The sequence below is a fragment of the Burkholderia sp. MSMB617WGS genome, from assembly GCF_001532025.2.
In the GTDB taxonomy this organism is placed as follows: Bacteria; Pseudomonadota; Gammaproteobacteria; order Burkholderiales; family Burkholderiaceae; genus Burkholderia; species Burkholderia savannae.
In genome coordinates this window covers 580,559-592,947 of sequence record NZ_CP013457.1, presented here as the reverse complement: position 1 = coordinate 592,947, position 12,389 = coordinate 580,559, and the positions used below count along the sequence as shown (strand labels likewise).

Annotated in this window: 13 protein-coding genes; 8 read left to right on the top strand and 5 right to left on the bottom strand. The window is 69.7% G+C overall.

The genetic code is table 11. The annotated features are described in order from the left end of the window. The first annotated feature begins 61 nt into the window (after window positions 1-61). Together WT60_RS03005 and ettA are read left to right on the top strand one after the other, a co-directional pair. A complete protein-coding gene (locus tag WT60_RS03005) occupies window positions 62-364 on the top strand; it encodes a DUF3761 domain-containing protein (protein ID WP_060355130.1) in 303 nt (100 codons plus the stop codon). 534 nt (window positions 365-898) lie between these two features. Further along, entirely contained in the window at window positions 899-2,566 is a 1,668-nt protein-coding gene (ettA, locus tag WT60_RS02995) for an energy-dependent translational throttle protein EttA (protein ID WP_038746484.1), read from the top strand. On the opposite strand, the gene WT60_RS02990 is transcribed toward ettA, so the two are convergent. The 5 genes from WT60_RS02990 to WT60_RS02970 all read right to left on the bottom strand — a co-directional run bounded on the left by WT60_RS02990 (window position 2,556) and on the right by WT60_RS02970 (window position 6,330). Next, the gene (locus WT60_RS02990; RefSeq protein WP_145986717.1) at window positions 2,556-2,861 is read right to left on the bottom strand and encodes a hypothetical protein; all 306 of its coding nucleotides are present in this window, start codon (window positions 2,859-2,861) and stop codon (window positions 2,556-2,558) included. The genes ettA and WT60_RS02990 overlap by 11 nt on opposite strands. 58 nt (window positions 2,862-2,919) lie before the next feature. Next, window positions 2,920-3,543 carry an HAD-IA family hydrolase gene (locus WT60_RS02985; RefSeq protein ID WP_038746478.1) on the bottom strand — a complete coding sequence of 208 codons (624 nt, stop codon included), beginning with the start codon at window positions 3,541-3,543 and terminating at the stop codon, window positions 2,920-2,922. Then, window positions 3,540-4,091: an isochorismatase family protein gene (locus WT60_RS02980; protein WP_038746475.1), complete on the bottom strand. Its 552-nt coding sequence runs from the start codon at window positions 4,089-4,091 to the stop codon at window positions 3,540-3,542. Before WT60_RS02980 ends, WT60_RS02985 begins: the two co-directional genes overlap by 4 nt. 151 nt (window positions 4,092-4,242) lie before the next feature. Continuing rightward, window positions 4,243-6,057, bottom strand: coding sequence for an aminopeptidase P family protein (locus tag WT60_RS02975; protein WP_038746472.1), 1,815 nt, complete (start codon window positions 6,055-6,057; stop codon window positions 4,243-4,245). 18 nt (window positions 6,058-6,075) lie between these two features. Continuing rightward, window positions 6,076-6,330: a hypothetical protein gene (locus WT60_RS02970; protein ID WP_038746469.1), complete on the bottom strand. Its 255-nt coding sequence runs from the start codon at window positions 6,328-6,330 to the stop codon at window positions 6,076-6,078. Window positions 6,331-6,880: 550 nt separating this feature from the next. Here WT60_RS02970 and hemA point away from each other — a divergent pair. From hemA to WT60_RS02930, 6 genes are all read left to right on the top strand, one after another. Beyond that, a complete protein-coding gene (gene hemA / locus WT60_RS02955; protein ID WP_060355133.1) occupies window positions 6,881-8,179 on the top strand; it encodes a glutamyl-tRNA reductase in 1,299 nt (432 codons plus the stop codon). 66 nt (window positions 8,180-8,245) lie between these two features. Continuing rightward, entirely contained in the window at window positions 8,246-9,328 is a 1,083-nt protein-coding gene (gene prfA / locus WT60_RS02950) for a peptide chain release factor 1 (protein WP_038746461.1), read from the top strand. Between the two features lie 22 nt (window positions 9,329-9,350). Next, window positions 9,351-10,208, top strand: coding sequence for a peptide chain release factor N(5)-glutamine methyltransferase (gene prmC / locus WT60_RS02945; protein ID WP_038746459.1), 858 nt, complete (start codon window positions 9,351-9,353; stop codon window positions 10,206-10,208). 79 nt (window positions 10,209-10,287) lie between these two features. Beyond that, a complete protein-coding gene (gene grxD, locus WT60_RS02940; protein WP_004186955.1) occupies window positions 10,288-10,596 on the top strand; it encodes a Grx4 family monothiol glutaredoxin in 309 nt (102 codons plus the stop codon). A 13-nt stretch (window positions 10,597-10,609) separates the two neighbouring features. After that, on the top strand, window positions 10,610-11,206 hold the full coding sequence (locus WT60_RS02935; protein WP_059581588.1) for a UbiX family flavin prenyltransferase: 597 nt from the start codon (window positions 10,610-10,612) through the stop codon (window positions 11,204-11,206). Window positions 11,207-11,472: 266 nt separating this feature from the next. Then, entirely contained in the window at window positions 11,473-12,261 is a 789-nt protein-coding gene (locus WT60_RS02930; RefSeq protein ID WP_038746453.1) for a class III extradiol ring-cleavage dioxygenase, read from the top strand. Window positions 12,262-12,389: the final 128 nt, after the last annotated feature.

Sequence of the window (12,389 nt, the reverse complement as noted above, 5' to 3'; positions counted from 1 at the left end):
GCCGCGGTTAAGATGCCGTCGGGCCATCGGCCACCATCGACAACGACAATCGAGAGAGACCATGTTCAATCCGCTGCCGCACGCGGCGCGGCGCATCGCTGTCGCGCTGACGATCGCGGCGCTTGCGCTCGCCCCCGCCTTCGCTTATTCGCCGAGCGCACCCGCCGTCGGCGGCGAAGCCGACCTCGACCGCCACGACACGTACCGAAACCGCGACGGAGAAACCGTGCACGCGCCCGCGCATTCGAAATCGGGCCGCGCCCCCGAAGGTGCGACGGCCCGTTGTCGCGACGGCGCATACAGCTTCAGCCGGCATCGACGCGGCACGTGCTCGGGGCACGGCGGCGTCGCCGCCTGGCTCTAGGCGGCGGCGCGACGTCGCAAACCGGTCGAGGCGCTGTCCGAGCATCGCGGAATCGGTATCGTGCTCCGCGATGCACGCTCGACGCGCCGCATCCGCGACGGGCGACATCATGGCAGCGCCCGGCAGCCGCAACGCATCTTCTCGACACCGGTGCCGACACGGGCACTGCCTTTGCCTTTGCCTTTGACTTCGACTCCGACTTCGACTCCAACTCCAACGCCGACTTCGACGCCGATTCAGCCGCCCGCCACGCATCGCGCCGCCGCTCGCGCATCACGCCGGCGTCGCCGCAAGGCGTCGCGCGTGCGCGCCGCCGCCGCGCTCCCCGCGCCCGATTGAAGCGGCCCCAAAGCGCGCCCGGCGCGCGAGCGCACCGCGTCGAAGTACAATGGCGGTTCGCGCCGCGCAGCCGCGGCGGCACCGCCGGCACGCGCCGCGGCCGCTTCCACGAACCGAACCGAATCGCACACGCCGCCGCCTGCCGCCAGCCGGCGCGCGGCCGCGTGAACTACTTCCACTCTTTCAATCACGCAGATGGCCCAATACGTTTTCACGATGAACCGGGTCGGCAAGATCGTGCCGCCCAAGCGCCAGATTCTGAAGGACATCTCGCTGTCGTTCTTCCCCGGCGCGAAGATCGGCGTGCTCGGCCTGAACGGCTCGGGCAAGTCGACGCTGATCAAGATCATGGCGGGCGTCGACAAGGACATCGAAGGCGAAGCCACGCCGATGCCGAACCTGAACATCGGCTACCTGCCGCAGGAGCCGCAGCTCGATCCGACCAAGACCGTGCGCGAAGCGGTCGAGGAAGGCCTGGGCGACCTGTTCCAGGCGCACAAGAAGCTCGACGAGATCTACGCGGCCTATGCCGAGCCGGACGCCGACTTCGACGCGCTCGCCGCCGAGCAGGCGAAATACGAGGCGATCCTCGCCGCGAGCGACGGCGGCAGCCCCGAGCAGCAGCTCGAAGTCGCGGCCGACGCGCTGCGCCTACCGCCGTGGGACGCGAAGATCGAGCACCTGTCGGGCGGCGAGAAGCGCCGCGTCGCGCTCTGCAAGCTGCTGCTCGAAAAACCCGACATGCTGCTGCTCGACGAGCCGACCAACCACCTCGACGCCGAATCGGTCGACTGGCTCGAGCAGTTCCTCACGCGCTTCCCGGGCACCGTCGTCGCGGTCACGCACGATCGCTACTTCCTCGACAACGCGGCCGAATGGATTCTCGAGCTCGACCGCGGCCACGGCATTCCGTGGAAGGGCAACTACAGCAGCTGGCTCGACCAGAAGGAAGACCGCCTGAAGCAGGAAGAGGCGTCGGAATCGGCGCGCCAGAAGGCGATCAAGAAGGAACTGGAGTGGGTGCGCCAGAACCCGAAGGGCCGCCAGGCGAAGTCGAAGGCGCGCATCGCGCGCTTCGAGGAGCTGAACAGCCAGGAATACCAGAAGCGCAACGAGACGCAGGAAATCTTTATTCCGGTCGGCGACCGCCTCGGCAACGAAGTGATCGAGTTCAAGAACGTCAGCAAGGCGTACGGCGATCGCCTGCTGATCGACAACCTGAGCTTCAAGATCCCGGCCGGCGCGATCGTCGGCATCATCGGGCCGAACGGCGCCGGCAAGTCGACGCTGTTCCGGATGCTGACGGGCAAGGAGCAGCCGGATTCGGGCGAAGTCGTGATGGGGCCGACCGTGAAGCTCGCGTACGTCGACCAGAGCCGCGACGCGCTCGACGGCTCGAAGACGGTGTTCGAGGAAATCTCGGGCGGCGCCGACGTGCTGACGGTGGGCAAGTACGAAACGCCGTCGCGCGCGTACATCGGCCGCTTCAACTTCAAGGGCGGCGACCAGCAGAAGATCGTCGGCAACCTGTCGGGCGGCGAGCGCGGCCGCCTGCACCTCGCGAAGACGCTGATCTCGGGCGGCAACATGCTGCTGCTCGACGAGCCGTCGAACGACCTCGACGTCGAAACGCTGCGCGCGCTCGAAGACGCGCTGCTCGAATTCGCGGGCTCGGTGATGGTGATCTCGCACGACCGCTGGTTCCTCGACCGGATCGCGACGCACATCCTCGCGTTCGAAGGCGATTCGCAGGTCACGTTCTTCGACGGCAACTACCAGGAGTACGAGGCCGACAAGCGCGCGCGTCTCGGCGAAGAAGCGGCGAAGCCGAAGCGCCTGCGCTACAGGCCGATCAGCCGGTAACGAACGGCGCGCGAACGCGTTCGCCGCCCGCGGGGATCGACGCCGCGCGGGCGGCGAACGCTCCCGCGGCCGGCGAGCGGCGAACGCCGCGGCAACGGCCGGCGTGCAATGCGCAACGGAACGACGCCACGACGCGCCCGCCGTATCGCGCGCAACGCGACACATCGCCGAACAAAAAAACGGGCGACGTGAATTGCAACCCGAAGGTTCGATCAGCGATCGACCTTTTTGAGGTGCAATTCACGTCGCCCGTTTTTTCATGCGCATCGCCGACGCGCCCGCCGACGGCGCCCACGCGCAACAGCCCGCCGCGGCAGCGGCCCGAACCGCCACGCCGCCACGCCGTCGCTTCGTCAGCCGAGCACGCCCAGCTCGCGCAGCCGCGCCTCCGTCGTCCCGGCGCTCGTATGGTGAATCCCGTGCCAGCCGAGCGCGGTCGCGGCCGCCGCGTTCTTCGCGTTGTCGTCGATGAAGACGAGCTCGTGCGGCGCGACGCCCGGCAGATGCGGCTCGATCCGCGCGCGCATCTCGCGGTAGATCGCCGGATCGGGCTTCACGAGCTTCACGCGCCCAGACACGACGATGTCCGTGAAGCGCCGCAGCACCGGAAAGTTCTCCCACGCGTACGGAAACGTCTGCGCGGACCAGTTCGTGAGGCCGAAAAGCGGCATGCCGCGCGCATCGAGCCTGTCGACGAGCGCGGCGCCGCCCGCGAGCACGCCGCCGATCATCTCGTGCCAGCGCGCGTAGAACGCGCGGATCAGCGCCTCGTGCTCGGGAAACTGCGCGACGCGCTCCGCGGTCGCCTCTTCGAGCGTCTGGCCGCCGTCCTGCTTGATGACCCAGTCCATCCCGCATACGTGCGTGAGAAACCAGCGCCGCTCGGCTTCGTCGGGAATCAACTGCTTATACAGATACTCGGGGCTCCAGTCGATCAGCACGCCGCCGAAATCGAACACGACTGCCTTGATGGTCATGCGAACTCCGTGACGAGCACATCGTCGAGCGGCCGCGGCGCGACGCCGTTGCCCGAGAACGTGCAGTTGCGCCAGATGAAATTGTGATGCGCGATGACCTGCGCCGCGCTCAGGTGCGCCCGATCGTTCGTCGTGTGCAGATCGGAGACGACCGTCGTCCGGTAGCCGAGGAGCGCCGCGCGGCGCGCCGCCGAATCGACGCAGAATTCCGATGCGTAACCGCAGATCACGACCGCGTCGATCCCGTGCGCGTCGAGCTGCGCGGCGAGCGGCGTGTCGTGGAACGCATCGCTTTCGCGCTTGCGGACCCGCCAGTCGGCATCCGCGCACACGAGCTCCGCGTGCAGCCGCCAGCCGGGCGTGTCGGGCACGATGTCGTCGGCCGCGTCGCCGTCGTGCTGCACGAAGCACACGGGCGCGCCCGCCGCGCGCGCCGCCGCCGTCAGCCGGTTGATGCCCGCGACGACCTCGTCCAGCCGATGCGCGGGATTCGCCCGCTGCAGCAGCCCGCGCTGCATGTCGACCACGATCACCGCTACGTTCGCCATCCGTCGCCCTCCGTCGTTGTCGTTCGATCGTGCCGGCCGCCGGTTGCGGGGCGCTCGTTGCCGGTTGCCGGCCGCCGGTTGCGGATCGCTCATCGCCGGCTTTCAACTGCCAGCCGCCGGCCCCATCGGCCGGCATCAAGCGCCGCGCGCGTCAGATCGGCTGCGTGCGCGCGTCGAGCCACGCCTTCGCGTCGCCCGACACGTGCTTGCCGACCCGCTCGCGCACCGCCGCATGGTACGCATTCAGCCACGCGTGCTCGTGGTCGTCGAGGAGCGCGGGCAGCACGCAGCGCGTGTCGATCGGGCAGAGCGTCAGCGTCTCGAATTCAAGGAAGTCGCCGAATTCGGTCTGCCCCGCCGTGCGGTTCACGACGAGGTTCTCGATCCGCACGCCCCACTTCTGCGGCCGGTACACGCCCGGCTCGATCGACGTGATCATCCCCTCTTCCATCGCCGTGTACGGCTCCGCGGGCGCGTAGTGCGAAATCACCTGCGGCCCCTCGTGCACGTTCAGGAAATAGCCGACGCCGTGCCCCGTGCCGTGCCCGTAGTCGAGCCCGGCCGCCCACATCGGCGCGCGCGCGATCGCGTCGAGCATCGGCGAGCGAATGCCGCGCGGAAAGCGCGCGCGCGACAGCGCCATCATCGCCTTCAGCACGATCGTGAAATCGCGCCGGTGCGCGTCGCCGATCGCGCCGACGGGCACGACCCGCGTGATGTCGGTCGTCCCGCTCAGATACTGGCCGCCCGAATCGATCAGCAGCAGGCCGTCGCCTTCGATCGTCGCGTGCGCGGCACGCGTCGCGCGGTAGTGCGGCATCGCGCCGTTCGCGTTGAAGCCCGCGATCGTCGCGAAGCTCGGCGACACGTAGCCCGGCCGGCGCTCGCGCGCGGCGGTGAGCTGTTCGTCGATCGTCAGCTCGGTGATCGTCTCGCGGCCGAGCGCGCCTTCGAACCACGCGAAGAACTCGGCGAGCGCCGCGCCGTCGAGCTCCATCGTCGCGCGCACGTGCTCGATCTCGGCGGGCGTCTTGCGCGACTTCGCGAACGTCGACGGATTCACCGCCTCGATCACGCGCACCTGCTGCGGCACCGCCTGCAGCAGCCCGTACGTGACGCGGCGCGGATCGATCAGAAGCCCCGCGCCCTCCGGCAGCGCGGCGAGCGCCGCGGCCGCCGCGTCGTACGGCTGCACGTCCACGCCGTCCCGCGCGAGCGACGTCGCGAGTTCGGCCGACACCTTGCCGTCGGCGACGAAGAGCGTCGCGCGCTCGAGGCCGACGAGCGCGTGCGCGACGAACACCGGGTTGTAGTTCACGTCTGCGCCGCGCAGATTGAAGAGCCACGCGAGATCGTCGAGCGTCGAGACGAAGTGCCACTGCGCGCCCTGCTCCTGCATCGCGCGGCGCACCTGCGCGAGCTTGCCCGCGCGCGCCGTGTCGGCCTGCGGCGCCGCGTGCTCGAACACCGCGTCGGCGGGCAGCGACGGGCGCTGCGGCCAGATCGCGTCGAGCAAATCGAGATCGGTGCGCAGCACGATGCCGCGCGGCGTGAGCGCCGAGGTCAACGCGCGCGCCGCCGCGACGCCGAGCACCGCGCCGTCGACGCCGACCGTCGTGCCCTCGGGCACGTGCTCGGCGAGCCACTCGACGTGCGGCTGCGTCTGCTGGCCGCCCATCATCTTCATCAGCTCGACGCCCGTGCCGGCGAGCTGCGCTTCGGCCTGCACCCAGTAGCGGCTGTCGAGCCAGAGGCCGGCGAAATCGGCGGTCACGACAAGCGTGCCCACCGAGCCGGTGAAGCCCGACAGCCATTGCCGCGCCTGCCAGCGCTCGGGCAAATACTCGGACAAATGGGGGTCGGCGGACGGCACCACGTAGGCGGCCAGATCCTCGCGCGCCATCGCGCCGCGCAGCAGGGCAAGACGCGCCGGCACGGGCGACGGGTCGGGGAGTCGGGCATTCATGATTTCACCTGCAAACGTTCAGCGGCGGGCCAGAAGGCCCACCGTCACGGCAACGGCGAGAAGCGCGGCGGCCGTACAAACCGGCCATTCGAGCGTCTCGCCGTCGTAAAAGAGTCCTGTCACATTGCCGGCCATCTTCGCGGCCGCGGCGCCCAGCAGGCCCGCCGCGACGGCGAGCCACAGCGACGCGCGACTCAGGCGGCGCAGCGGGTTGAGCGCCCAGCCGAGCAAGCCGACGGCAAAGCCAAGCACGACGATTCCAAACCAGTTCATTCAACGCCTCTTCTGCTGTCGGACTCGCCCCATCGGCACGAGCGGCGCGGCAAACGCCATGCTTCGCGCCATCGACGGCCGGCGGCGCGGCGGCGCACGAAACGACCGCCGCCCACCCGCCGTGCAGGCCGCCCGCACGACGCGACGACGGAACAACGTCCGATGCGATCCGGCCTGATCGCGGCACCGCTCGTTGCGGCGGCGCCGACGCGCCGAGCCGCTCGTTCGATCCCGCGCCGCGCGCCGCCGCAGCGGCGCCCCCGTTTCGCAGACCATCATTTTCGCACCGTTTCGGGGTCGCTTTTCAAAAAGGCGCGGCATGACGTCGCGCCCGGCAGACGATTCGCCGCCGCGACCGCGGTTTCGCCCGCCTGCGGCGGGCAGGCGCGGCCCCGGCCGAGCGCGGCGGGCGCGGTTCGCCGTGCCCGCCGCGCGGACGCGAAGACGGCGCGCGGGCCGCGCGGCCCGCGGAAATGGGTCGCCGCGCATGCGGGCCATGGGTTTGCCGTCGAAACGCTATAATATGGGACTAAACGATAGCCTCTTGGACATGCAGCTCCTCACGATCGGAATCAACCACCACACTGCGCCTGTCGCCCTGCGCGAACGCGTGGTGTTTCCGCTCGAACAGATCAAACCTGCACTCGCGACGTTCAAGAGCGTCCTCCTCGGCCACCCGGCGCCGAATTCGCCCGAAGCGGCGATCCTGTCGACCTGCAACCGCACCGAGCTGTACTGCGCGACCGACGATCGCGCGGCGCGCGACGCCGCGATCCGCTGGATGTCCGACTATCACCGGATTCCCGCCGACGAGCTCGCGCCGCACGTGTACGCGCTGCCGCAGTCCGAGGCGGTGCGCCACGCGTTCCGCGTCGCGTCGGGGCTCGATTCGATGGTGCTCGGCGAAACCCAGATCCTCGGCCAGATGAAGAACGCGGTGCGCACCGCGTCCGAGGCGGGCTCGCTCGGCACCTACCTGAACCAGCTGTTCCAGCGCACGTTCGCGGTCGCGAAGGAAGTGCGCGGGACGACCGAGATCGGCGCGCAGTCGGTGTCGATGGCGGCCGCGGCCGTGCGGCTCGCGCAGCGGATCTTCGAGCAAGTGGCGCAGCAGCGCGTGCTGTTCATCGGCGCGGGCGAGATGATCGAGCTCTGCGCGACGCACTTCGCCGCGCAAGGCCCGCGCGAGCTCGTCGTCGCGAACCGCACCGCCGAGCGCGGCGCGAAGCTCGCCGAGCGCTTCGGCGGCCGCGCGATGCCGCTCGCCGACCTGCCCGCGCGGATGCACGAGTTCGACATCATCGTGTCGTGCACCGCGTCGACGCTGCCGATCATCGGCCTCGGCGCCGTCGAGCGCGCGGTGAAGGCGCGCCGCCACCGGCCGATCTTCATGGTCGACCTCGCGGTGCCGCGCGACATCGAGCCCGAAGTCGGCGAGCTGAAGGACGTGTTCCTCTACACGGTCGACGATCTCGGCGCGATCGTTCGCGAAGGCAACGCGTCGCGGCAAGCGGCCGTCGCGCAGGCCGAGGCGATCATCGAGACGCGCGTGCAGAATTTCATGCAGTGGCTCGACGCGCGCAGCATCGTGCCCGTGATCCGCCACATGCACACGCAGGCCGACGCGCTGCGCCGCGCGGAAGTCGAGCGTGCGCAGAAGATGCTCGCGCGCGGCGACGATCCGGCCGCCGTGCTCGACGCGCTGTCGCAGGCGCTCACCAACAAGCTGATCCACGGCCCGACAAGCGCGCTGAACCGCGCGAACGGCGCCGATCGCGATTCGCTGATCGAGCTGATGCGCGGCTTCTACCAGCACGCGCCCCGCTCGTCGGACTCGTCGGGCCGTTAGCGGCGCCTGCCAGTCCGTCCCCTCCTTCCCCTTTCGAACTCTTCCCCGGGAGCGTCGCTCCGCACCATGAAGACGAGCATGCAAAGCAAGCTCGACCAGCTCACAACCCGGCTGGCCGAACTGAACGACCTGTTGAGCCGCGAGAACGTCACCGCGGACCTCGACCAGTACCGCAAGCTGACGCGCGAGCACGCGGAAATCGGCCCCGTCGTCGAGCATTACGCGCAGTGGCGTCAGGCGCGCGCCGACGAGCTCGCCGCGCAGGAGCTGCTCGGCGACGCGTCGATGCGCGACTTCGCCGAGGACGAGCTGCGCGGCGCGCGCGAGCGGATGGGCCGCCTCGCGAGCGAACTGCAGACGATGCTGCTGCCGAAGGACCCGAACGACGAGCGCAACATCTTCGTCGAAATCCGCGCGGGCACGGGCGGCGACGAATCGGCGCTGTTCGCGGGCGATCTGCTGCGGATGTACCTGCGCTACGCGGAGCGGCAGCGCTGGCAGGTCGAGATGATGTCGGAGAGCGCGTCGGATCTTGGCGGCTACAAGGAAGTGATCGTGCGGATCGCGGGCTACGGCGCGTACTCGCGCCTGAAGTTCGAATCGGGCGGCCACCGCGTGCAGCGCGTGCCGGCGACCGAGACGCAGGGCCGCATCCACACGTCCGCGTGCACGGTCGCGGTGATGCCGGAAGCCGACGAGATCGGCGAAGTCGAGATCAATCCCGCCGACCTGCGGATCGACACCTTCCGCGCGTCGGGCGCGGGCGGCCAGCACATCAACAAGACCGATTCGGCGGTGCGCGTCACGCACATCCCGACGGGGATCGTCGTCGAATGCCAGGACGACCGCTCGCAGCACAAGAACAAGGACCGCGCGCTGAAGGTGCTCGCCGCGCGAATCAAGGACAAGCAGTATCACGAGCAGCACGCGAAGGAAGCGGCCACGCGCAAGAGCCTGATCGGCTCGGGCGACCGCTCCGAGCGAATCCGCACGTACAACTTCCCGCAGGGCCGGATGACCGATCACCGGATCAACCTGACGCTGTACAAGCTCGAGCAGATCATGGACGGCGATCTCGACGAGCTGATCGCCGCGCTCGTCAGCGAGCATCAGGCCGAGCTGCTCGCGTCGCTCGGCGACGCCGAATGACGCGGCCCGCCAAGCGCGCACGATGACCACGACGAAGCCCACGCCCGCCACCGCCGCCGAGCTGCTGCGCACGTCGCCGCTCGACGCGGTCGACGCGCGAGCCCTGCTCGCGCACGCGCTCGGCTGGACCCGCACGCAGCTGATCACGCGCGCCGACGAGCCGCTCGACGCAGCCGCGCTCGAGCGCTACCTCGCGCTGCAAGCGCGCCGCGCGGCGGGCGAGCCGGTCGCGCAGCTCACCGGCGCGCGCGAGTTCTTCGGCCTCGAATTCGACGTGACGCCGGACGTGCTGATCCCGCGCCCGGAAACGGAGCTGCTCGTCGAGACCGCGCTCGACGCGATCGACGGCGTGCCGTCGCCGCGCGTGCTCGATCTCGGCACGGGCAGCGGCGCGATCGCGGTGTCGATCGCATCCGAGCGGCCCGACGCGCGCGTATGGGCGCTCGACCGCTCGGCCGCGGCGCTCGACGTCGCGCGCCGCAACGCGCGCAAGCTGCTCGATCCGGCGCGGCCGGGCGGCCCGCTGCAGTTTCTCGAAAGCGACTGGTACGCGGCGCTCGATCCCGGCCTGCGCTTTCACGTCGTGGTCAGCAACCCGCCGTACATCGCGCGGCACGATCCGCACCTCGCCGAGGGCGATCTGCGCTTCGAGCCGCGCGGCGCGCTCACCGACGACGACGACGGGCTCGCCGCGATCCGCGCGATCGTTGCGGGTGCGCATGCGTTCGTCGCGCCGGGCGGCGCGCTGTGGATCGAACACGGTTACGATCAGGCGGCCGCGGTGCGCGCGCTCCTCGGCGCGGCGGGCTTCGCCGACGTCGAATCGCTCGCGGATCTCGCGTCGATCGAGCGCGCCACGGGCGGCCGCCTGCCCGGCTGACGCCGCGGGCGGCGCCCGCCGCTCCAGATGAAATCCAGTATCATTTCTCTTCTCACGCCCCGCTACAGCAAGGTCACTCATGGACACCCAACAACGCATCAAGCAAATCGTCGACGAAAACCCGGTCGTGCTCTTCATGAAAGGCACCGCGCAGTTCCCGATGTGCGGCTTTTCGGGCCGCGCCGTCCAGGTGCTGAAGGCGTGCGGCGTCGACCAGTTCAAGACGGTCAACGTCCTCGAAGACGAAGAGATCCGCCAGGGCATCAAGGAATTCTCGAACTGGCCGACGATCCCGCAGCTCTACGTGAAGGGCGAATTCGTCGGCGGCTCGGACATCATGATGGAGATGTACCAGTCGGGCGAGCTGCAGCAGCTCTTCACCGCCTGACCCATCCCCTTCGATGGAGCCTCGTCCGGCGCCGCCGCGACGCCTGATCATCGCGATCACGGGCGCCACCGGCGCGATCTACGGCGTGCGCATGCTCGACATGCTGCGCGCGTCGGGCGGCGTCGAGACGCACCTGCTGATCTCGAGCGCCGGCTGGCTCAACATCCAGCACGAGCTGCAACTGCCGAAGGACGACGTCCTGGCGCGCGCCGACGTCGTCCATTCGGTGCGCGACGTCGGCGCGAGCATCGCGTCCGGCTCGTTCGCGACCGACGGCATGGTCGTCGCGCCGTGCTCGATGAGAACGCTCGCGAGCATCGCGCAGGGCCTGTCCGACAATCTCATCACCCGCGCCGCCGACGTCACGCTCAAGGAGCGCCGCCGCCTCGTGCTGCTCGTGCGCGAGACGCCGTTCAACCTCGCGCATCTGCGCAACATGACGGCCGTCACCGAAATGGGCGGCGTGATCTTTCCGCCGCTGCCCGCGTTCTATGCGATGCCGAAGACGATCGGCGACATGGTCGACCATACGGTCGCGCGCGTGCTCGACATGTTCGCGCTCGGCGCGCCGCGCACGGCGCCGTGGCAGGGGTTGCGCGAGCCCGGTTGACGTCGGGCGCGGAGGCCGGCCCGGCGACGCTTTTCCGCGTCGGCGCATCAAGCGGGCGCGCGCCGCGCCTGTTGCGCCCGTCGCGCTCATTGGCGCGCAATCCCGCGTCGCGGCGTCGCGACCACTCGCCGCCACTGGCCACCGCGTTATCGCCTTCCGCGATTAACAACACTCAATACACAATCAAATCCGTTTTTCATATTTATCAATGAACGGTGCGAGCCTATAGTCGTAGGCAATATCACTTCGCAGAAGTCCCGATCGCCATGAACCGCCTTCCGTCCCTCTACCTGTCGCACGGCGCCCCGACGCTGCCGATCGATCCGACGCTGCCGTCGGGCGCATTCACCACGCTCGGCGGCGAGCTGCCGCGCCCGCGCGCGGTGCTGATGTTGTCCGCGCACTGGCTCACGCAGCAGCCCGTCGTCAGCACGGCCGAGCGGCCCGACACGATCCACGATTTCTACGGCTTTCCGCGCGCACTCTACGAGATCCGCTATCCGGCGCCCGGCGCGCCCGACGTCGCCGCCCGCGCAGCCTCGCTGCTCGGCGACGCGGGCATCGAGACCGCGGCCACGCCGCACGGCCTCGACCACGGCGCGTGGGTGCCGATGCTGCTGATGTTCCCGGACGCCGACGTGCCGGTCGCGCAGTTGTCGATCCAGCCGCGCGCCGACGCGGCGCACCACTTTCGCGTCGGTCGCGCGCTGCGGTCGCTGCGCGACGAAGGCGTGATGGTGATCGGCTCGGGCCAGATCACGCACAACCTGCGGGCGGCGGATTTCTCGGCCGCGCCCGAGGACGCGGACCCGCGCGTCGCCGAATTCACCGGCTGGTTCGAGGAGAAGCTCGCCGCGCGCGACGTCGACGCGCTGCTCGACTACCGCCGCCAGGCGCCGCACGCGGCGCTGATGCATCCGACCGACGAGCACCTGCTGCCCGTGTTCGCGGCGCTCGGCGCGGCGGACGACGATTACCGATTGCGCATCCAGTCGCTCGGCACGTACCAGCGCATGCTCGCGATGACGAATTACGTGTTCGACTCGGCGGCCTGACGGGCGCGGCGCCGGATTCCGGCGTTCCGGAAAGCTCGGGCTTGCGGGCTGCGGCGCTCCGAGAATCGCCCGTAAACGACGAAGCCCGCCCGGGGCACCCCAGGCGGGCTTCGCGCAAGCGATCCGGC

Coding starts and splice junctions, on each gene's coding strand:
- grxD (WP_004186955.1), top strand. CDS start 10,288: ATGGACACCCAACAACGCATCAAGCAAATCGTCGACGAAAACCCGGTC.
- WT60_RS03005 (WP_060355130.1), top strand. CDS start 62: ATGTTCAATCCGCTGCCGCACGCGGCGCGGCGCATCGCTGTCGCGCTG.
- prmC (WP_038746459.1), top strand. CDS start 9,351: ATGACCACGACGAAGCCCACGCCCGCCACCGCCGCCGAGCTGCTGCGC.
- WT60_RS02935 (WP_059581588.1), top strand. CDS start 10,610: ATGGAGCCTCGTCCGGCGCCGCCGCGACGCCTGATCATCGCGATCACG.
- ettA (WP_038746484.1), top strand. CDS start 899: ATGGCCCAATACGTTTTCACGATGAACCGGGTCGGCAAGATCGTGCCG.
- WT60_RS02930 (WP_038746453.1), top strand. CDS start 11,473: ATGAACCGCCTTCCGTCCCTCTACCTGTCGCACGGCGCCCCGACGCTG.
- WT60_RS02970 (WP_038746469.1), bottom strand. CDS start 6,330: ATGAACTGGTTTGGAATCGTCGTGCTTGGCTTTGCCGTCGGCTTGCTC.
- WT60_RS02985 (WP_038746478.1), bottom strand. CDS start 3,543: ATGACCATCAAGGCAGTCGTGTTCGATTTCGGCGGCGTGCTGATCGAC.
- WT60_RS02975 (WP_038746472.1), bottom strand. CDS start 6,057: ATGAATGCCCGACTCCCCGACCCGTCGCCCGTGCCGGCGCGTCTTGCC.
- WT60_RS02980 (WP_038746475.1), bottom strand. CDS start 4,091: ATGGCGAACGTAGCGGTGATCGTGGTCGACATGCAGCGCGGGCTGCTG.
- hemA (WP_060355133.1), top strand. CDS start 6,881: ATGCAGCTCCTCACGATCGGAATCAACCACCACACTGCGCCTGTCGCC.
- prfA (WP_038746461.1), top strand. CDS start 8,246: ATGAAGACGAGCATGCAAAGCAAGCTCGACCAGCTCACAACCCGGCTG.